We start from the raw sequence: 18,740 nt of genomic DNA, 5'->3' as shown, positions 1-18,740 counted from the left end.
AACCTCGTCGAGCGGTGGTTCGCCGAACTCACCAACAAGCAGATACGGCGAGGCGTCCACAAGTCCGTCCAGGCCCTGGAGAAGGACATCCGCAACTGGATCGCCGCCTGGAACACCGACCCGAAGCCCTACGTCTGGACGAAGACCGCAGACGAGATCCTCGAACACCTCGCCTCATATCTGAACAGAATTCCTGACTCAGAAGACTAGCCGCCCCGTCCATTACCCGGCGGGGTGATCGACGCTTCCCCCAGCGGGCAGCAAGTGCTCACCCGGCCGGGTCCAGGACCACCACATCGGCGGCGGCGAAGACGACCCCCACCTCGGCCCCTTCATCCGGCGCGTCCCGCAGCGAGCAGTCCGCCTCCAGCGGCGGCCCGTCACAGGGCCGCAGCTGTACGGCGACGTGGTTGCCCCGGAACGTACGCCCCTCGACCGTGCAGGGCAGCCCGTCCGAGGCGTCGGCCAGCCGCACCCCGGCGGGCCGGACCAGCACCTTGCACTCGCCCTGCGGCGAACCCTCCGGCACCGGGATCTTGCCCCACACCGTGTCAGCGGCGGCACCGCTCACCGTCGCCGCCACCACATTGTCGAAGCCGAGGAAGCGGGCCACGAACTCGGAGGCGGGCCGCTCCCAGACCTCCAGCGGCGTACCCGCCTGGGCGATCCGTCCGTCCCGCATGACGACGACGCGGTCGGCGAGCGCGAAGGCCTCGCCCTGGTCGTGGGTGACGGCGAGCACGGTGGTGCCCAACCGCCCGAACAGCCCGCGCAGTTCGACGACGAGACGCTCCCGCAGCCCGCGGTCCAGCTGGCCGAGCGGCTCGTCCAGCATCAGCAGCCGGGGCTCCGGCGCGAGCGCGCGGGCCAGCGCCACCCGCTGCTGCTCCCCGCCGGACAGCGAGGCAACGGCCCGGCGCTGCGCTGCCGGCAGCCCGACGAGCTCCAGCAACTCGTCGACGCGGCGGGCCTGTTCGGCCCGGCCGCTGCCGTGCATCCGCAGCCCGAAGGCGACGTTGCCGCCCACGTCGCGCTGCGGGAAGAGCTGGTGGTCCTGGAACATCAGGCCCACACCGCGCCGGTGCACCGGCACCCCGGCCTGGTCCGCGCCGGACAGCAGCACCCGCCCGGCGTCGGCGGTCTGCAGCCCGGCGACGATCCGCAGCAGCGTTGACTTACCGCTGCCGCTCGGCCCCAGCACGCAGACGATCTCGTGTTCGGCGACCTCCAGATCCACCGAGTCGAGCGCCGCCCGCGCCCCGAACCGTACGGTCACGCCCTCAAGCCGCAGCAACGCCATCAGAACTCTCCGGAGGTCTTGTCGGTACGGATGCGTTCGAGGAGCAGCAGCGCCGCCGCGCACACCACCATCAAGATCGTGCTCAGCGCCATCGCCTGCCCGTAGTTGAGCTCACCAGGCCGGCCGAGAAGCCGGGCCACGGCCACCGGCAGCGTCGGATTGTCGGGCCTGGCGATGAAGACGGTTGCCCCGAACTCGCCTAGCGACACGGCGAATGCGAACCCCGCGGCGATCAGCAGCGCCCGCCGCACCAACGGCAGGTCCACCTCTCGCCACGCACGCAGCGGGGACGCGCCGAGCACCGCCGCGGCCTCGCGCAGTCGGTCGTCCACCGCTCGCAGCACCGGCAGCATGATGCGTACGACGAAGGGCACGCCGACGAGCGCTTGGGCGAGGGGCACCAAAATCCACGACCCACGCAGATCGAGCGGCGGCTTGTCGAGGGTGATGAGGAACCCGAAGCCGACGGTCACCGCGGAGACGCCGAGCGGCAGCATCAGCAGCGCGTCGAAGCCGCGCACCAGTCGGCCTGCCTTCCGGGTGAGCGCGGCCGCAGCGAGGCCGCCGACGGCGAGCGCGATGGCGGTCGCGACGAATGCGTAACTCAAGGAGTTCCACACGGCGTCGATGGGCGGCACGAGGAACGCCCCACCGCTCGCATCGCTGGAGGCGAGCGCCCGGTAGTAGCCGAAGCCATAGCCTCCGGGACCGTCGAAGGAGCGCTCAACCAGGATGCCGAGCGGAGCCAGGACCAGCAGCAGGATCGTGGCGAGCACCGCGCCGAGAAGCGCCCACTGCCCCGCGCCACGCGGTCGGCGCGCGGTCTGCGCCGGGTCCACCAGCTTCAGCGCGGTCTCCCGCCGCCGTACCGTCCGCGCGTGCACGGCGAGGATCGCGCCGACCGCGGCGAACTGCAGCAGCGTGAGCACCGCCGCCGTGGGCAGATCCAGCAGTTGAGCCGTCTGACGGTAGATCTCCACCTCAAGTGTGGAGAAGGCCGGCCCGCCGAGGATCAGTACGACGCCGAAGGAACTGAAGGTGAACAGAAAGACGATCAGGGCGGCCGACGCCACGGCGGGCGCGAGCGCGGGCAGCGTCACCCGCCGCCAGGCCGCGAACCGCCCGGCGCCCAGAACTCGCGCGGCCTCCTCCTGACGCGGGTCGAGTTGCGCCCACAGTCCGCCCACGGTCCGTACGACCACCGCGTAGTTGAAGAAGACATGGGCGAGCAGGATCGCCCAGACGGTCGTGTCGAACCTGACGCCCCACAGCTCGTCGAGCAGACCGCCGCGCCCCAGCAGCGCCAGGAACGCCGTCCCTACGACGACGGTCGGCAGCACGAACGGAACGGTGACCACCGCCCGCAGCAGCCGCTTGCCGGGAAAGTCGAGGCGGGCGAAGACGTACGCGCCGGGCAGCGCGATCAGGAGGGTGAGCGCAGTGGAGGCGAGCGCCTGCCAGATGGTGAACCACAGGACCTGCTGAATGTCGGAACGGCCCAGCACCTCGCCGATCCGCCCGAACTGCCATACCCCGTCGATCTCCAGACCGCGGCCCACGATCGCGACAACGGGATAGGCGAAGAAGACCGCGAAGAACGCGACGGGCCCGGCCATCAGCCCGAGCCGCGCCGCATTCCCGCGGACGGACCTGCTTACTTCAGCACGAGCGAGGACCACGACTGGACCCACTGCTCACGGTTCTTGGCGATCTTGTCGGGCGCGACGGTCTCCGGCTTGTCGACGACCGCGCCGAACTTGGTGAACAGCTCGGGCAGCTTCGCGTCCTTGACCACCGGGTTCACGAACATGTTCAGCGGCATGTCCTCCTGGAACTTCTTGGAGACCAGGAAGTCCAGCAGGGCCTTGCCGCCCGCCTCGTTCTTCGCACCGTCGAGAAGACCCGCGAACTCCGTCTGGCGGAAGCAGGTTCCGGTCGCGACGCCGGTGGGCGCCTCGGTCGGCTGCGGCTTGGCGAAGAGCACCTCGGCGGGCGGGCTGGACGCGTATGAGACGACCAGCGGCCGGTCCGCCTTGGCCTTCTTGCCACCGGCCGAACCGGAGAACTCCTCGTTGTACGCCTGCTCCCAGCCGTCGACGACCTTGACGCCGTTGGCCTTCAGCTTCTTCCAGTAGTCCTGCCAGCCTTCGTCGCCGTACTTACCGACGCTGCCGAGGAGGAAGCCGAGACCGGGCGACGAGGTCGCGACATTCTCGGTGACGAGGAGGTTCTTGTACTCGGGCTTGATCAGATCGTCGAAGGACTGCGGGGGCGCGAGCTTCTTGTCGGCGAAGTACTTCTTGTCGTAGTTGACGCAGATGTCGCCGGTGTCGACGGGCGTGACGCGGTGCTTGTCCTTGTCGAGTTGCGCCTCGTCGGCCACCTGGCCGAGTCCCTTGGCGACGTACGGCGTGAACAGGTCGTTGTCGAGCGCCCGCGAGAGCAGGGTGTTGTCGACGCCGAAGAAGACATCGCCCTGCGGGGATCCCTTGGTGAGGATCTCCTTGTTGAGGGCCGCGCCCGCGTCACCGCTCTTGAGCACCTTGACCGTGTAGCCGGTCTCCTGGGTGAACTCCTTCAGCACGGCCGGGGAGGCGGCGAAGGAGTCATGGCTGACGAGCGTCACGGTCTTGGACTTCGAGCCGCCGGAGGAGGAGTCCTTGGACTCCCCGCCACAGGCCGCGAGGGTCGAGATGCCGAGAGCGGCGGCGACGGCGGTAACCGTCAACTTCTTGGTGGTGCTCACTGAAATTCCTCCTGGAGTGACCAGGAAGAGACGCGGCCCTGCTCACAAAGTGAGCAGGGCGCAACAGCTTGAGTGGTGACCGAACTTCCTACCCAGAATGACCTGGGCAAGGTTCAGAGGGTCTGCGACCGCTGTGCTGTTTCATAGCGGTGGTCGCACTCTCAGCGCTGTGGCGCTCCCCTGTCGGAATATGTAAATGTTCGAGCCAAGATTACCGCTCGGAGGCCGCGAGCTGTCCGCACGCTCCGTCGATCTCCTGGCCACGGGTGTCGCGGACGGTGACGGGCACACCATGGGACGCGATGGCCTCCACGAACGCCTTCTCGTCCTCCGGGCGGGAGGCCGTCCACTTCGATCCCGGCGTCGGGTTGAGCGGGATCAGGTTCACATGGACCCGCTTGCCCTTGAGAAGGCGGCCCAGCAGGTCGCCCCGCCACGCCTGGTCGTTGATGTCCCTGATCAGTGCGTACTCGATGGAGATGCGGCGGCCCGACTTCTCCGCGTACTCCCAGGCGGCGTCCAGCACCTCCCGTACCTTCCAGCGGGTGTTGACCGGGACCAGGGTGTCGCGCAGCTCGTCGTCCGGCGCGTGCAGCGAGACGGCGAGACGGCACTTGAAGCCCTCGTCGGCGAAGCGCAGCATCGCGGGAACCAGGCCGACGGTCGACACAGTGATGCCGCGCTGCGAGAGCCCGAGCCCGTCCGGCTCGGGGTCGGTGAGGCGGCGGATGGAGCCGACGACCCGCTTGTAGTTGGCGAGCGGCTCGCCCATACCCATGAAGACGATGTTGGACAGCCGCGCCGGGCCTCCCGGCACATCACCGTCACGCAGGGCGCGCATGCCGTCGACGATCTGGTGCACGATCTCGGCGGTCGACAGATTGCGGTCGAGCCCCGCCTGCCCGGTGGCGCAGAAGGGGCAGTTCATCCCGCAGCCGGCCTGCGACGAGATGCACATCGTCACCCGGTCCGGGTAGCGCATCAGGACGGATTCGACGAGCGTGCCGTCGTGCAGCCGCCACAGCGTCTTGCGGGTGGTGTCGTCGTCGCACGAGATGTGCCGGACGACCGACATCAGATCGGGCAGCAACTCGGACGCGAGCTTCTCTCGCGCGGCGGCGGGGATGTCGGTCCACTGTGTGGGGTCGTGGGCGTACCGCGCGAAGTAGTGCTGCGAGAGCTGCTTGGCGCGGAACGGCTTCTCGCCGATCGCGGCGACGGCGTCCTTGCGCTCGGCGGGCGTGAGGTCGGCAAGGTGCCGCGGGGGCTTCTTGGCTCCGCGGGGCGCGACGAAAGTGAGTTCTCCGGGCTTGGGCATGGTCCCACCAGTGTCGCAGACCGAATCTCATGACCTGCGGCCGTTGCCGCCCCGGGTGGGCATCGACGGTCGTTGTTGGTCACTGCTGGGCACCTTCGGCCGGCCCACACACGGCCCAGCCGAAGGGCGTTCTGGCTGGCCAGCACGCCAACGGGCAGCGCCGGCGCTACCGCTGAAGCCGTCGACCACGGCATGGCGAACCTCTCCCCCGCTGTGGTCTCTCTGTCGAAACCGGGCAGGAGGGAGCATCAAGGCCGTGAGCGAGTACTTTGGGGCACTCCGACAAAGCTAGCCGCTGCGGCTTTCCACCGCGGCGGCGACATCGTCGAGGTCCTTCGCGATCGCCCTGCTCACGGCCTTGACGCCGAGGCCGCCGAGCAGCTTTGCGAGCAGACCCATGAAGCCGCCGGGCGGGACGGCCGAGAATGTCATCCGCACGGTCGTCGCCTCCGGCCCGGCGGTCAGCAGCGCGAACTCCGACACATAGTGGGTGCCTTGGGAGTCGGCCTCCACCACAAAACGCTCGGGGGGCTCGCTGGCGGTCACACACATCTCCTCGGTGGCCTCCTTCCCCAGCATCCGCCGGGTCTCGCGCCACCGTGTGCCCGCTCCGAAGCCGCCCTCGGTGAGGACCTCGATCCGCTCCACACCGCTCAGCACGCGCTCCGCGCCCTCAAGGTCGGTCAGGGCCTCCCACACCCGCTCGGGAGACGCCCGGATCACGCGCTCGACGACGACAGTCCTGGTTGCCATGGACCCCATGGAACCACCGGGCTGCGTCAGCCGCATGATCGTGGGCGCAGTCAGCGACGCCTCCGTGGCAGAACGTCGACCTCCGCCGGAATGAAGGCTGATGGCCCAGAGACGGCCCAGTGTCCGACGACAGGCCCTCTACCAACTCCAGTGGTGCTGGTAGAGGGCCTGTCGCTGCTCCGAGACTGCAAGTTCTCCGGGCTTGGGCATGGTGATACGAGTGTCGCAGAGATACGAAGAGGGGCCCGCCGCCTGTGAACAACGAGCCCCTAACACGTAAAAGCGCAGGTCAAATGGGTCAGCCGGACCCGACGAAGATCACCATCAGCAGCCATACCACCGGAGCCGTGGGCAGCAGCGAATCCAGCCGGTCCATGATGCCGCCATGACCTGGCAGCAGCGTGCCCATGTCCTTGATGCCCAGGTCCCTCTTGATCATCGACTCGCCCAGGTCGCCGAGCGTGGCGCTGACCGCGACCGCGAAGCCCAGAAGCAGACCCTGCCACCAGGTGCCGTCGTCGATGAGGAACTGCATGCACAGCGCACCCGCGCCCATCGCGAACGCCACCGCGCCGCCGAGGCCCTCGCGGGTCTTCCCCGGGCTGATGCGCGGCGCGAGCTTGTGCTTGCCGAAGCGCCAGCCGACGGCGTACGCACCCGTGTCGCTGACCACGGTCAGCGCCAGGAAGGTGAGCACCCGCCACGGGCCGTCGTCCGCGGTGAGCATCAACGCGACGAAAGTTGCCAGGAAAGGAACGTAGAAAGCTGCGAAGACGCCCGCCGTGACGTCCTTCAGATAGCCCTCGGGAGGCTCCGTCATCCGCCAGACCAGCACCGCGAGCGCCGTGAGCGCCATGGCGACCCAGGCGCCCTCGGCGCCGCGCACATAACCGGCCACAACCATCGCCGCGCCGCCCACCGCGAGCGGCACCAGCGGAGCCTTGATCCGCTTGCGCTCCTCCAGCCGCGAAGTGAGTTCCCACAGTCCGACCACGACGGCGACCGCGATCACGCCGACGAACACGGCCTTGACGATGAAGAGCGACGCGACGATCACAGCGCCGAGACCGACGCCGACCCCTATGGCCGCGCGCAGATCACGGCCGGCCCGTTTCTTCTGCGGCGGCTCGGGTGCCGACGACGGGGTGGGCATGGGCTCCTGCGGAATCTCGTCGCGGAACAGGGGGCCACCCAGCCGAGCGGCCCCCCGGTCGCGGTCGTTGCTGTCGTCGCGGCGATCGCGGTCGTCGCGGTCTTCGGCGTCTCTACCTGCGTCGGGAAAGTCCGGCACGATGGGCATGGGCCGAGTCTGCTGTGCGTCATGCTCATCGTATGCGGGACCCGCCGGGGCAGGCCCCTGGTCGGGCGGTCCCCAGAAACCGGCTCTCGGCGGGGCCCCCCAGGAAGAGTCGTTCATCAGACCTCGAGCAGCTCGGCTTCCTTGTGCTTGAGCAGCTCGTCCACCTGCGAGACGTACTTCGCGGTGGTGTCGTCGAGCTCCTTCTCCCCGCGGCGGCCCTCGTCCTCGCCGACCTCGCCGTCCTTGATCAGCTTGTCGATGGTCTCCTTGGCCTTGCGGCGCACGGAGCGGATCGAGATCTTGGAGTCCTCGGCCTTGGTCTTGGCGACCTTGATGTACTCCTTGCGGCGGTCCTGAGTGAGCTCCGGGAACACCACCCGGATGATATTGCCGTCGTTGCTCGGGTTGACGCCGAGGTCGGAGTCGCGGATCGCCTGCTCGATGTTGCGCAGCGCGCTCTTGTCGAACGGAGTCACCACGGCCATCCGCGCCTCGGGAACCGAGAACGAGGCCAGCTGGTTGATCGGGGTCAGCGCACCGTAGTAGTCCGCCACGATCTTGTTGAACATCGCCGGGTGCGCACGTCCGGTGCGGATCGCGGCGAAGTCATCCTTGGCGACCAGGACGGCCTTCTCCATCTTCTCCTCGGCCTCGAGGAGGGTCTCTTCGATCACCACTTGCTCCTGCGTGTCTTGAGTGGGCCCGGCGTCAAACTGGGCCGGCGGAACCCTGTGTCGCGTCTTCTCCTGCACGGTGTCCGACCGGCAGGACTTTGTCCATCCCTCGAGGGACGTCCCCCGAGGGGCGTCCTCCGAGTCAGGCGCGGGTGCCCTGGTCGCTCACGAGCGTGCCGATCTTCTCACCCTTGACGGCCCGAGCGATATTGCCCTCGGCGAGCAGTTCGAAGACGAGGATCGGAAGGGCGTTGTCGCGGCAGAGCGTGATGGCGGTGGCGTCGGCGACCTTGAGGTTGCGGGAGAGCACCTCGCCGTACTCCAGCGCGTCGAACTTCACCGCGTCGGGGTTGGTCTTGGGGTCGGAGTCGTAGACCCCGTCGACGCCGTTCTTGCCCATCAGCAGGGCCTCGGCGTCGATCTCCAGGGCGCGCTGCGCCGCGGTGGTGTCGGTGGAGAAGTAGGGCATGCCCATACCGGCGCCGAAGATGACGACGCGGCCCTTCTCCAGGTGGCGTACTGCGCGCAGCGGGATGTACGGCTCCGCGACCTGCCCCATGGTGATGGCGGTCTGGACGCGGGAGTCGATGCCCTCCTTCTCCAGGAAGTCCTGGAGGGCGAGGCAGTTCATCACCGTGCCGAGCATGCCCATGTAGTCGGAACGGGCCCGGTCCATGCCGCGCTGCTGGAGCTCGGCCCCGCGGAAGAAGTTGCCGCCACCGATGACGACCGCGATCTGAGCACCGTCGCGGACAACCGCGGCGATCTCGCGCGCCATGGCGTGTACGACGTCGGGGTCTACGCCGAGCCCTCCACCGCCGGCAAAGGCTTCACCGGACAGCTTCAGCATGAAGCGCCCGACCTTCTTGACGTCGTGGTCGCTCTTGTCGTCGGCAGCCTGTTTGGCGTCCGCGCCCTTGTTCATGGAGATCTCCTCGTGCACATACGAAGAAGGCCATTGCCGTGGGTTACTGGTATCCCTGTCGGCAATGGCCTCCTCGTCAGATCTGCGGTCGTCCGGCGCGAGCGCGACCGGCGACTGCGTAAGGAACCCTAGCGGGCTCCCGTGTCGATCGCTTAACGGGTCAGATGCCGACCTTGATGCGCGCGAAGCGCTTCAGCGTGACACCGGCCTCGTCCAGGACCTTCTGGACGGACTTCTTGTTGTCGAGCGCGTACGGCTGGCCCAGGAGGGTGGCCTCCTTGAAGAAGCCGTTGACGCGACCCTCGACGATCTTCGGGAGGGCGGCCTCGGGCTTGCCCTCGGCGCGCGTGGTCTCCTCGGCGACGCGGCGCTCGGCCTCGACGACCTCGGCCGGGACGTCCTCACGGGAGAGGTACTTCGGCGCGAAGGCGGCGATGTGCTGCGCGACGCCCTTGGCGACCTCGGCGTTCTCCTTGTCGAGCTCGACGAGGACGCCGATCTGCGGCGGGAGGTCAGGCATGGTGCGGTGCATGTACGCAGCGACGTACCCACCGGTGAACTGCGCGAAGCGGTCCAGGACGATCTTCTCGCCGAGGTTGGCGTTGGCCTCGTCGACGTACGCCTGGACGGTCTTGCCGGGCTCGATCTCGGAGGCGAGCAGCGCCTCGATGTCGGCCGGGGAGCTCGCGGCGACGTGGGCGGCGAGCGCGGCCGCGACGGCCTGGAACTTGTCACCCTTGGCGACGAAGTCCGTCTCGCACTTCAGCTCGACGAGGACACCGGAGGTGTTGTCGTCCGAGATGAGGGAGACGACGGCGCCGTTCTCGGCGGAGCGGCCCTCGCGCTTGGCGACGCCCTTTTGGCCCTTGATGCGCAGAGCCTCGACGGCCTTGTCGACGTTGCCGTCGGCCTCGTCCAGCGCCTTCTTGCAGTCCATCATGCCGGCGCCGGTGAGCTCACGGAGCTTCTTGACGTCAGCGGCGGTGTAGTTCGCCATGTCCTTGAATCTCTCTCGAAAGTCGAAAGTCGAAGATCTACGGGTGAGCGGCGGGGGCCGGTGCTTGTGACACCGTCCCCCGCCGTCAACTACCGAACCTGAGCGGTCAGGCCTGCTCGGCGTCCGCGGCCGGCTTCTCGTCCTCGGCGGCCGGGGCCTCGGCAGCCGGAGCCTCAGCAGCGGGGGCCTCAGCAGCGGCCTCGGCCGGCTTCTCGGCCTCGGCGGCGGCCGGAGCCTCGGCAGCCTCGTCGGAGTCCGCCTTCTTCTCGCCCTCGAGGAGGTCGCGCTCCCACTCGGCGAGCGGCTCGCCGGCGGCCTTCTCGCCCGGCTTGGAGTCACCGGTGGCGACGCCGGAACGGGCGATGAGGCCCTCGGCGACGGCGTCGGCGATCACGCGGGTGAGCAGGGTGACGGAGCGGATCGCGTCGTCGTTGCCCGGGATCTTGTAGTCGACCTCGTCGGGGTCACAGTTGGTGTCCAGGATCGCGACGACCGGGATGTGGAGCTTGCGCGCCTCACCGACGGCGATGTGCTCCTTCTTGGTGTCGACGATCCAGACGGCGCTGGGCACCTTCTGCATCTCGCGGATACCACCGAGGGTCTTCTCCAGCTTGGCCTTCTCGCGGGAGAGGACCAGGAGCTCCTTCTTGGTGAGGCCGGACGCGGCCACATCCTCGAAGTCGATCTGCTCAAGCTCCTTCAGACGCTGAAGGCGCTTGTAGACGGTGGAGAAGTTGGTGAGCATGCCGCCCAGCCAACGCTGGTTGACGTACGGCATGCCAACGCGCGTCGCCTGCTCGGCGATGGCCTCCTGGGCCTGCTTCTTGGTGCCGACGAACATGATGGAGCCGCCGTGCGCGACGGTCTCCTTGACGAACTCGTAGGCGCGGTCGATGTACGACAGCGACTGGAGCAGGTCGATGATGTAGATGCCGTTGCGCTCCGTGAAGATGAATCGCTTCATCTTCGGGTTCCAACGACGGGTCTGGTGACCGAAGTGGACGCCGCTTTCCAGCAGCTCCCGCATCGTGACGACGGCCATGGCCGTATCTCCTTGGATTCTCGGTTATGTCCTGACGCCCCGACGCGCCGTGCCACAAGGGACCGAGGAGCGCGGCCACCGACCTGAAGAGGGTGTGGTGGCGGGGCGTGCGAAGTCGACCCGGTGACCCGGATCGCCAGAAGAAGTGTACGGGACCGGCGCGGTGCCGGGTGACGGCGCTGTCCACAACCGGTCAGTACTCCACAGATCGGGACCATGATCCACGCGGTTGCGGGGTTCCGCGGGACGGTCTGTGCCATGTACCGCCACATCCGCAGATCCATCCGCAGACTTCTCGTACCCGTAGTCGCCGTTGTCGTTGCCCTTGCCGCTGCCCTGCTCATTGGGGGCGCGCCCCCGGCGTCTGCCCTCGATCGCGACCGGAGCTGGCCGGTGGGTCCGCCGCGGCCCATCGTCGTACGCGGCTGGGAGCCACCGGACTCGGCGTACGGGCCGGGGCACCGCGGCGTGGATCTGGCCGCGCCGCCGGGCACCCCGGTGCGGGCCGCGGCGCCCGGCCGGGTCTCCTTCGCGGGCCGGGTCGCGGGCCGCGGCGTCCTCTCCCTCACCCTCACCGGTACGGGTGAACCGCCGCTGCGCACGACGTACGAACCCGTGCGCCCGCTGCTCCCCGAGGGCACGGAGGTGAGCGCCGGCCAGGTGGTGGCGACCGTCGAGCCGGGCCCTTCGCACTGTGCGGCCGGCTGTCTGCACTGGGGGCTGCTGCGCGGCGCGGAGTATCTGGATCCGCTGTCTCTGCTGCCGCCCTGGCTGCTGCGCCGATCGCCGTCCCGGCTGCTGCCGGTGTTCGGCGTCCCGCCTCTTGAGGCGACTGTCGCTCCGGTCGCCGCACGGGTTGCCGCGCCCGTTCTCGCGGGGGCGTCCGGGACAGCACTGCACGCGGCGTTGCTGCTGATCACAGTCGCCCTGACGCACCGGGGCCTGCGCCGGGCTCCGGAACCCGGCCCACCGGGCCCTCCCGGTCCGCGAGGCCCTTGCGGGGTCAGCCCTGCACGCCCCGCAGGGCCATCGACACTGCCGCCTCGGCGATCGCCGCCGGGTCCTCCGCCGCGCCGATCTCGATGCGGCGCACCGCGGCGTCCACCACGCCCTGCAGCAGCATCGCCGCCAGCCGGGGCTGGTCGTGCCCCAGCTCGCCGAGCGCCTCCACGATCATCGCGATCAGCCCGCCGTGCGCGGCACGGATCTTCTCCCGTGCCCCGGCGTCCAGCTCACTCGCGGAGATCGCGACAACGGCCCGGTGGCGCCGGTCGCCGACGAGCTCCAGCTGCTGGCGTACGTACGCCTCGACCTTGCCCTCTGCCGTGTCGGCCTGCTGCATCGCGGCCTCGACCTCCGCCGCCCAGACCGGGAAGTCGACCGCGCAGAGCTCCTCGACGACCGCGGCGCGCGAGCGGAAGTACTCGTAGACGGAGGACCTGGCCAGGCCCGTGCGCTCGGCGAGGGCGGGGAAGGTCAGCGCCTCCGTACCGCCTTCGGACAGCAGGGAGCGCGCGGCGTCCAGCAGGGCGCCGCGCTGCATGGTCCGGTGCTCGGCCACAGAGGCCGCTCGAATCCTGGGCACGCCTCCACTCTACGGATGAGGCAGGGACGATTCAGCGTCAACGTCCGACGTCGGCCAGCTTCGCCCGCAACTGAAGCACCGACTTCGTATGGATCTGGCTGACCCTGCTCTCTGTGACGCCGAGGACATTGCCGATCTCGGCGAGGGTGAGGCCCTCGTAGTAGTAGAGGGTGACGACGGTCTTCTCGCGCTCCGGCAGGGTGTTGATGGCGCGCGCGAGCAGCCGGCGCAACTCCCGGTCCTCTGCCACCTCGACCGGGTTGTCGGCGGCGGTGTCCTCGAGGGTGTCCATCAGGCTGAGCCGGTCGCCGCCCTCGCCGCCGACGTGCAGCAACTCCTCCAGCGCGACGACATTGGCCAGCGACAACTGGCTGAAAACCACATGCAGTTCCTCAACCGCGATGCCCATTTCAGCGGCAACCTCGCACTCCGAAGGCGTACGTCTCAGCTGCGCTTCGAGCGTGGCGTAGGCGCGCTCCACGGCCCTGGCCTTCTGCCGCACGGAGCGCGGGATCCAGTCGAGCGCGCGGAGCTCGTCGATCATCGCGCCACGGATCCGGGTGATCGCGTATGTCTCGAACTTGATGGACCGTTCGATGTCGAACTTCTCGATTGCGTCGATGAGTCCGAAGACTCCGGAGGAGACGAAGTCCGCCTGTTCGACGTTGGGCGGCAGCCCGACGCTCACCCGGCCCGCGACGTACTTCACCAGCGGTGAGTAGTGCAGGATCAACTGCTCCCGCAGCCGCTCGTCACCCGTGGCCTTGTACGACCGCCACAACTCGTCGAGCGACGAGGGAGCGGGGGGCCGCACGGTGCCACGGGCAGCGGGTGGCACTGCCGCGCGGTCAGACCCGGAGGTGTGCTGGGGCATGCGTTGCCTTGAGCCGTTCTGCTGTGAGGGGGGAAGGGACGAGCGTCTGGGCCGGAATCGAGGTGAGCGTAGCGTGACTGCGGCGTTGCGGTGGGCGAAGGGCGGGGGAACGAACCTGTGCGGGTACCTGCCGTCGCCCATACCTTCGAACCGGTGCCGACGCCGTCGGCGCCGGCCCCTCAGGTGTCGCCGACAGGCCTGCAAAGGTCATCGCCATCACCTTTTCACCCGAATGCTCCAGGTCAAGGACCGCCTCGCCGCGCGTTCGAACCGCCGATCGCCGTGTGCGTCAACTGCCAGCCGTCCCCGCGCCGTTCCACGAAGCCCAGCGAGTGCAGTTCGTACAGCCTGCCGAGCGTCTCGTCGGTCGTCGTCCCGGCGTCGCGGGCCACCTGCTCCCCGCCGACCGCGCCATGGGCCGGAAGGGCCTCAAGAACCCGTGCGCTCATGGGATCCAGTAGATCCCTGGGGAGCACAGGACCACGTCTGTCCGGTGCCAGCTCGCCGATGCCGCCGACCAGCTCGGCCACTTCGTCGGCATCCGTGACCAGCACGCCCTCACCGCGCAGGAGTTCGTGCACACCGGCCGAGAGCCCGCTGGTGGCAGGCCCGGGAACTCCCATCGTGAAGCGTCCGAGCTTCTGCGCGCTGCGCGCCGTGACCAGCGAACCGCTTCGGTACTCGGCCTCGACCACGACGGTGCCCCTGGTCAGTGCTGCGATCACCCGGTTCCGCAGGATGAATCTGCTGGGCGTGGGATGACTGCCCGGCGCCAACTCCCCGATGACCAGCCCCTGTTCCGCGATGCGCCCGATCAATTCGGCATGGCCGCGCGGATAGACGACATCGACACCGCAGGCGAGTACGGCGACGGTGGCCCCGCCCGCGGACAGTGCGCCGCGGTGCGCGGAGCCGTCGACCCCGAACGCCGCCCCCGACACCACGACCCAGCCGCGCTCCGCGAGCCCGGAACCGAGGCCGGCCGCCATGTGCGCCCCATACGGCGTGCAGGCTCTGGCCCCCACGACGGCGACGGAGCGCAGCGCCCATTTGCGCAGGTCGGCCCCTCCTCGCGTCCAGAGCCCGATGGGTCTGGCGTCCCCGAGGTCGTCGAGCTGGGTGGGCCATTCCTTGTCGCCGGGGCAGATGAAGCGTCCTTTGACCGCGGCGACCGCCGCCAGATCCCGGTCCGGCTCGGCCGCCGCCGCCCGTATCCGGTAGCCCGCCAGCCGCCGCGCCGTGGCCCCGGCAAGCGCCGCGTCCTCGTGCTCCGCCGAGGTGAGCCGCGCCCATAGCTCCGTGGCCCCGAACTCGCGCAGCCACCGCCCGCCGTGCTCGTCGCCCGGCTCGATCACCCGCGACAGCGCGGCCCGCGCGATCCGCTCCCGCTCCCCCGCACCCGCCCCCGATTCGCGCATCAGTGCCCTCCCCCGCCGACCGGCATGGGCGCACCGCGGGAGATCCCGGTGCGCAGCTCCAGTGCCAGGTCCACGTCGTACGCCTGCGGCCGGTCCCGTGCCGCCAGGTCCGCGATCGTCCACGCCACCCGCAGCACCCGGTCGAGTCCGCGCGCCGTGAGCAGACCCCGCTCCAAGTCCCGCTCGGCCGCGGCCAGTGCCCCGGGCGCGACCAGCCAGCGCGTACGCAGTTCATGGCCCGGCACCTCGCTGTTGGCGCTCCAGGGGGTGTCCCGCAGCCGGGCCGCGGCGCGCTCCCTGGCCTCCCGGACCCGTGCCGCAACGGCCGCCGTCGGCTCACCCCGGCCGCCCTGGCAGAGCAGGTCGCTGCGGCTGACGGGCTCGACCTCCACCCGCAGATCGACCCGGTCGAGCAGCGGCCCGGACAGCCGCGCCTGATACCGCCGGATCACCGACGGCGGGCACTCGCACCCCGCCCCCTGCAGCGTGTGCCGCCCGCAGGGGCAGGGGTTGGCCGCGAGGACCATCAGAAAGCGGGCCGGCAACCGCACCACCCCCGCGCTGCGCGCCACCACCACGTGCCCCGACTCCAGCGGCTGCCGCAGGGCGTCCAGCGCCTTGCCCGAGAACTCGGGGGTCTCGTCGAGGAACAGCACGCCGCGGTGGGCCAGCGACACCGCTCCGGGCCTCGGCAGCCCGTTGCCTCCACCGACCAGCGACTGCATCGTCGCCGAGTGGTGGGGCGCGCAGTACGGCGGCGTACGCACCAGGGGCTCCCCCGGCGGCAGGATGCCCGCCACCGAGTGCACTGCCGTGACCTCCAGGGACTCCCGTCTGGTCAGCGGCGGAAGCACCCCGGGCAGCCGCTCCGCCAGCATGGTCTTGCCCGCGCCCGGCGGTCCGTGCAGCAGCAGATGGTGGCCACCGGCGGCGGCAACCTCCAGAGCCGTGCGTGCCGCGCGCTGCCCGGCGACATCGGCCAGGTCGGGGCCGTCCGCCGGCTCCCTCGCCAGCCCCGTGCCCACCCCCGCGCCGGGCACCATCAGCCCGGCCAGCATGGGGTCCGGGCTGCCCTCAGGGACCGGCTCCTCCTCGGGCACCGGTTCATTGGTCAGTACTGCGATGAGCTGCCGCAGGCTCCGCACACCGAGGACCGAAACTCCCGGCACCAGTGAGGCCTCCCCCGCAGTCTGCTCGGCGACGACCACCTGCTGGTAGCCCGCCTCGGCGGCCGCAAGGACGGCGGGCAGCACCCCGCGCACCGGCCGCACCCGGCCGTCCAGGCCCAGCTCGCCGATCAGCACCAGATCGGCGATGTACTTGGGGTCGATGCGCTCCGCCGCGCCCAGCACGGCACAGGCCACAGCAAGATCGAACCCGCTTCCGCCCTTCGGCACGGACGCCGGGCTGAGGCCCACGGTGAGCTTCTTCTGCGGCCACTCGGCGCCGGAGTTCACCACCGCCGCCCTGACCCGGTCCCGGCTCTCCACCAGGCTCTTGTCCGGTAACCCCACCAGGGTGAACGCGGCCACGCCCGGCTCCAGGTCCGCCTGGACCTCGACCACCACGCCCTCGACGCCCACCAGCGCCACGGAACAGGAACGCGCGAACCCCATCAGGCCACCCCCCGCGCGTGCTCGACGAGCGGTGCGCCACGTCTGGGCAGCACCACGCCCACGAGATCGATGCGCACCCCGCCGGGCGGCGGTCCGCCGTGCCGCTCCAGCCAGCATTCGGCGAGCTGTCTCAGCCGCTCCGCCTTCGTCGGCGTGACCGCGGCCATCGGATGCTCGTACGGTCCGTCAGCACCAGCTCTGCGGGTCTTGACCTCGCAGACGACCACCGCGTCGCCGTCCCGGGCGACGATGTCGATCTCACCGGCCCGCCCACAGCGCCAGTTCCGTGCCAGCACAGTCATGCCGGCACCGGCAAGCAGCCGCGCCGCCAGATCCTCGCCGTACCGCCCCAGTGCCCCCGTCGCGTTCATATCGGCACCACCTCCGGCACCGACTGTGACGCGTCAGACCACCCTTAGTGGATCTTGGTGGATAACCCGTCCATTGTGGATAACTCAGCCACCCGAGCGTCAGCCGCCGGGAAGCTCGAGATCGCTCTTGTTCAGCTCCTCGATATTCACGTCCTTGAACGTGAGCACGCGTACCTGCTTGACGAACCTGGCCGGTCGGTACATGTCCCAGACCCAGGCATCCGCCATCGATACTTCGAAGAAGACCTCACCCTGTACGGAGTGCACCTGCATCTCGTAGTCATTGGTGAGGTAGAAGCGACGCTCGGTCTCGATCACGTATTTGAACAGCCCGACGACGTCTCGGTACTCCCGGTAGAGCTTCAGCTCCATCTCGGTCTCGTACTTCTCGAGGTCCTCGGCGCTCATGGCATGTTCCCCTTCAGCCGTGCGTCCCCCTATTGTGCTCCAGCCCCCTGCGCCCCTAGACGATTTCTGGGGCCAGGACCACCGGCGCACTCGGAGGACCCTCGTCGAACAGCGTGCGCAGCAGCTCGGCGAGCCTGGTCGGATACACCGTCTCACGCGCCGCCGACAGTTCGGCGTAGGTCCACCACCTCAGCCCAGCGACACTGCGTTGCTCGAGCTCCGTCAGTCCGTGCGGGGCCGTCACCGTCTGCGAGGTACGTGCCAGGAAGTACCACTCGTCCTGGTCCCAGCGCCGTCCGTCGAACGGGAATGAGCAGGTCCGGCGCCACAGCACCGGGCCCAGTTCCACCTCTGTGATCCCGGTCTCCTCGGCCAGCTCGCGCAGCGCGGCCTCCTGTCGGGTCTCGTCGCCCTCCAGGCCGCCGCCCGGTGTGAACCACCAGCGGTCGGCCGGATCCTCGGGCTCGTACCCGTGCATCAGCAGAATGCGGTCCTGCGGATCGAGCAGCACGACCCGTGCGACCTTCCGCAGCTCGTCCTCGGGAGCCCGCAGCTCCTTCTCAGGGGCCGGCCCGCCGTCACGGTCCCGCAGCTCCCTCTCGTGGTCCCGGCCCTCGCGGCCCTCAGCCGACACCGGCGGCCGCCGTTCCGCGGCCCGAGCCCCCGCGTCCGCCGCCACCGGCGCCCGAGGCCCCGCGCCCCTTCCTCGAAAGCCGTCGCGCGATCGGACCGTACGTCGCACCGCCCACGATCAACAGGGCCCCGACCACCACCGCCCCGACCACCAGCTTCACCGGGCCCAGCTGCGACACTCCGCCCGGCAGCACAGCGAAGCCCTGCGGCCGGTCCAGCAGACCGCCGTCCAGCGGCCATGCCACGGCGTCCAGCCGCGCCGTCACCGCCGAGCGCGGCACCGACCCCTGCCCAGGGTCCTGGAGGTGTACGCGGGAGTCCAGCGAGCCTCTGCGCTCGTCGCCCAGCAGGAACAGCTGCCCCTTGGGGACCGTGGCCGTGAAGCGGTCCGGCGAAGCGAGCCCCTTGTTGCGCAGATACGGTTCCTCAACCGCCGTGCCGTTGACCGTCAGCTTGCCGCCGTCGCCGCAGCAGGCGATCTTGTCGCCACCCACGCCCACCACCCGCTTCACCATCGGCATATCGCCCCACTGCGCATCGCGGAACACCACGATGTCGCCGCGCCTCACCTGGTCGCCGTCTATCCGCTGCGCCAGTACCCGGTCACCCGCCATCACGGTCGGGGACATCGAGTCGGTCGGCACTGTGTACGGCTGGTAGACCACGGCCCCCCAGATGAACCCCCCGAGGAAGAGCACACAGCCGACGGCCACGGCCAGGCCCGACAATGCACTGCCGAGCCGGCCGCGGCCGTCGTCCGTACGTACTGTTCCGCTCATC

Annotated in this window: 18 protein-coding genes, 2 pseudogenes and 1 riboswitch; of the genes and pseudogenes, 2 read left to right on the top strand and 18 right to left on the bottom strand. The window is 69.6% G+C overall.

Annotated features, from left to right (window positions below):
* Positions 1 to 210 (top strand): annotated as a pseudogene (locus tag ACH492_RS10450) (IS630 family transposase); the annotation flags it as partial.
* Between the two features lie 58 nt (positions 211 to 268).
* On the opposite strand, the gene ACH492_RS10445 reads toward ACH492_RS10450, so the two are convergent.
* From ACH492_RS10445 to rpsB, 10 genes are all read right to left on the bottom strand, one after another.
* The gene (locus ACH492_RS10445; RefSeq protein WP_398984772.1) at positions 269 to 1,300 is read right to left on the bottom strand and encodes an ABC transporter ATP-binding protein; all 1,032 of its coding nucleotides are present in this window, start codon (positions 1,298 to 1,300) and stop codon (positions 269 to 271) included.
* The gene (locus ACH492_RS10440) at positions 1,300 to 2,916 is read right to left on the bottom strand and encodes an ABC transporter permease (RefSeq protein ID WP_398984770.1); all 1,617 of its coding nucleotides are present in this window, start codon (positions 2,914 to 2,916) and stop codon (positions 1,300 to 1,302) included. Before ACH492_RS10440 ends, ACH492_RS10445 begins: the two co-directional genes overlap by 1 nt.
* A 38-nt stretch (positions 2,917 to 2,954) precedes the next feature.
* Entirely contained in the window at positions 2,955 to 4,046 is a 1,092-nt protein-coding gene (locus ACH492_RS10435) for a thiamine ABC transporter substrate binding subunit (RefSeq protein ID WP_398984768.1), read from the bottom strand.
* A gap of 67 nt (positions 4,047 to 4,113) precedes the next feature.
* A riboswitch (TPP riboswitch) is annotated at positions 4,114 to 4,238 on the bottom strand.
* Positions 4,239 to 4,257: 19 nt separating this feature from the next.
* Positions 4,258 to 5,364, bottom strand: coding sequence for a 23S rRNA (adenine(2503)-C(2))-methyltransferase RlmN (gene rlmN, locus ACH492_RS10430; RefSeq protein WP_398984766.1), 1,107 nt, complete (start codon positions 5,362 to 5,364; stop codon positions 4,258 to 4,260).
* A gap of 288 nt (positions 5,365 to 5,652) precedes the next feature.
* On the bottom strand, positions 5,653 to 6,117 hold the full coding sequence (locus ACH492_RS10425; RefSeq protein WP_398984764.1) for an SRPBCC family protein: 465 nt from the start codon (positions 6,115 to 6,117) through the stop codon (positions 5,653 to 5,655).
* 298 nt (positions 6,118 to 6,415) lie between these two features.
* The gene (locus tag ACH492_RS10420; RefSeq protein ID WP_398984762.1) at positions 6,416 to 7,534 is read right to left on the bottom strand and encodes a phosphatidate cytidylyltransferase; all 1,119 of its coding nucleotides are present in this window, start codon (positions 7,532 to 7,534) and stop codon (positions 6,416 to 6,418) included.
* Positions 7,534 to 8,091 (bottom strand): ribosome recycling factor, encoded by a 558-nt coding sequence (gene frr, locus ACH492_RS10415; protein WP_307660835.1) that lies wholly within the window; start codon positions 8,089 to 8,091, stop codon positions 7,534 to 7,536. Before frr ends, ACH492_RS10420 begins: the two co-directional genes overlap by 1 nt.
* Before the next feature lie 142 nt (positions 8,092 to 8,233).
* Entirely contained in the window at positions 8,234 to 9,016 is a 783-nt protein-coding gene (gene pyrH / locus ACH492_RS10410; RefSeq protein WP_307660836.1) for a UMP kinase, read from the bottom strand.
* Between the two features lie 160 nt (positions 9,017 to 9,176).
* On the bottom strand, positions 9,177 to 10,013 hold the full coding sequence (gene tsf / locus ACH492_RS10405; RefSeq protein ID WP_398984758.1) for a translation elongation factor Ts: 837 nt from the start codon (positions 10,011 to 10,013) through the stop codon (positions 9,177 to 9,179).
* 106 nt (positions 10,014 to 10,119) lie between these two features.
* Complete coding sequence (rpsB, locus tag ACH492_RS10400) at positions 10,120 to 11,055, bottom strand: 30S ribosomal protein S2 (protein WP_398984756.1); 936 nt, start codon at positions 11,053 to 11,055, stop codon at positions 10,120 to 10,122.
* A gap of 258 nt (positions 11,056 to 11,313) precedes the next feature.
* Between rpsB and ACH492_RS10395 the strand changes: the two are divergent.
* A pseudogene (locus ACH492_RS10395) lies at positions 11,314 to 11,874 on the top strand (M23 family metallopeptidase); the annotation flags it as partial.
* A gap of 184 nt (positions 11,875 to 12,058) precedes the next feature.
* Here the strand turns inward: ACH492_RS10395 and ACH492_RS10390 are convergent.
* The 8 genes from ACH492_RS10390 to lepB all read right to left on the bottom strand — a co-directional run bounded on the left by ACH492_RS10390 (position 12,059) and on the right by lepB (position 18,739).
* Complete coding sequence (locus ACH492_RS10390; RefSeq protein WP_398984840.1) at positions 12,059 to 12,616, bottom strand: TetR/AcrR family transcriptional regulator; 558 nt, start codon at positions 12,614 to 12,616, stop codon at positions 12,059 to 12,061.
* A gap of 61 nt (positions 12,617 to 12,677) precedes the next feature.
* The gene (gene whiG, locus ACH492_RS10385; RefSeq protein WP_307660839.1) at positions 12,678 to 13,514 is read right to left on the bottom strand and encodes an RNA polymerase sigma factor WhiG; all 837 of its coding nucleotides are present in this window, start codon (positions 13,512 to 13,514) and stop codon (positions 12,678 to 12,680) included.
* Between the two features lie 242 nt (positions 13,515 to 13,756).
* The gene (dprA, locus tag ACH492_RS10380; RefSeq protein ID WP_398984753.1) at positions 13,757 to 14,932 is read right to left on the bottom strand and encodes a DNA-processing protein DprA; all 1,176 of its coding nucleotides are present in this window, start codon (positions 14,930 to 14,932) and stop codon (positions 13,757 to 13,759) included.
* A complete protein-coding gene (locus tag ACH492_RS10375) occupies positions 14,932 to 16,548 on the bottom strand; it encodes a YifB family Mg chelatase-like AAA ATPase (protein ID WP_398984751.1) in 1,617 nt (538 codons plus the stop codon). The genes dprA and ACH492_RS10375 overlap by 1 nt, the downstream gene beginning before the upstream one ends.
* Complete coding sequence (locus tag ACH492_RS10370) at positions 16,548 to 16,919, bottom strand: YraN family protein (RefSeq protein ID WP_398984749.1); 372 nt, start codon at positions 16,917 to 16,919, stop codon at positions 16,548 to 16,550. The genes ACH492_RS10375 and ACH492_RS10370 overlap by 1 nt, the downstream gene beginning before the upstream one ends.
* Positions 16,920 to 17,018: 99 nt before the next feature.
* Complete coding sequence (locus ACH492_RS10365; RefSeq protein WP_003965949.1) at positions 17,019 to 17,327, bottom strand: DUF2469 domain-containing protein; 309 nt, start codon at positions 17,325 to 17,327, stop codon at positions 17,019 to 17,021.
* A gap of 55 nt (positions 17,328 to 17,382) precedes the next feature.
* A complete protein-coding gene (locus ACH492_RS10360) occupies positions 17,383 to 17,859 on the bottom strand; it encodes an NUDIX hydrolase (RefSeq protein WP_398984838.1) in 477 nt (158 codons plus the stop codon).
* 91 nt (positions 17,860 to 17,950) lie between these two features.
* On the bottom strand, positions 17,951 to 18,739 hold the full coding sequence (lepB, locus tag ACH492_RS10355; protein ID WP_398984747.1) for a signal peptidase I: 789 nt from the start codon (positions 18,737 to 18,739) through the stop codon (positions 17,951 to 17,953).
* Position 18,740 lies beyond the last annotated feature (1 nt).

The sequence above is a fragment of the Streptomyces sp. NPDC019443 genome, from assembly GCF_044389785.1.
Classification (GTDB): domain Bacteria; phylum Actinomycetota; class Actinomycetes; order Streptomycetales; family Streptomycetaceae; genus Streptomyces.
This window is presented reverse-complemented; position numbering and strand designations above follow the sequence as displayed.

Excerpts from the sequence above, each read along its gene's own strand:
- ACH492_RS10445 (WP_398984772.1), bottom strand. The coding sequence starts at position 1,300 with ATGGCGTTGCTGCGGCTTGAGGGCGTGACCGTACGGTTCGGGGCGCGG.
- ACH492_RS10440 (WP_398984770.1), bottom strand. The coding sequence starts at position 2,916 with ATGGCCGGGCCCGTCGCGTTCTTCGCGGTCTTCTTCGCCTATCCCGTT.
- rlmN (WP_398984766.1), bottom strand. The coding sequence starts at position 5,364 with ATGCCCAAGCCCGGAGAACTCACTTTCGTCGCGCCCCGCGGAGCCAAG.
- ACH492_RS10425 (WP_398984764.1), bottom strand. The coding sequence starts at position 6,117 with ATGGCAACCAGGACTGTCGTCGTCGAGCGCGTGATCCGGGCGTCTCCC.
- ACH492_RS10420 (WP_398984762.1), bottom strand. The coding sequence starts at position 7,534 with ATGAACGACTCTTCCTGGGGGGCCCCGCCGAGAGCCGGTTTCTGGGGA.
- pyrH (WP_307660836.1), bottom strand. The coding sequence starts at position 9,016 with ATGAACAAGGGCGCGGACGCCAAACAGGCTGCCGACGACAAGAGCGAC.
- tsf (WP_398984758.1), bottom strand. The coding sequence starts at position 10,013 with ATGGCGAACTACACCGCCGCTGACGTCAAGAAGCTCCGTGAGCTCACC.
- rpsB (WP_398984756.1), bottom strand. The coding sequence starts at position 11,055 with ATGGCCGTCGTCACGATGCGGGAGCTGCTGGAAAGCGGCGTCCACTTC.
- whiG (WP_307660839.1), bottom strand. The coding sequence starts at position 13,514 with ATGCCCCAGCACACCTCCGGGTCTGACCGCGCGGCAGTGCCACCCGCT.
- dprA (WP_398984753.1), bottom strand. The coding sequence starts at position 14,932 with ATGCGCGAATCGGGGGCGGGTGCGGGGGAGCGGGAGCGGATCGCGCGG.
- ACH492_RS10375 (WP_398984751.1), bottom strand. The coding sequence starts at position 16,548 with ATGGGGTTCGCGCGTTCCTGTTCCGTGGCGCTGGTGGGCGTCGAGGGC.
- ACH492_RS10370 (WP_398984749.1), bottom strand. The coding sequence starts at position 16,919 with ATGAACGCGACGGGGGCACTGGGGCGGTACGGCGAGGATCTGGCGGCG.
- ACH492_RS10365 (WP_003965949.1), bottom strand. The coding sequence starts at position 17,327 with ATGAGCGCCGAGGACCTCGAGAAGTACGAGACCGAGATGGAGCTGAAG.
- lepB (WP_398984747.1), bottom strand. The coding sequence starts at position 18,739 with ATGAGCGGAACAGTACGTACGGACGACGGCCGCGGCCGGCTCGGCAGT.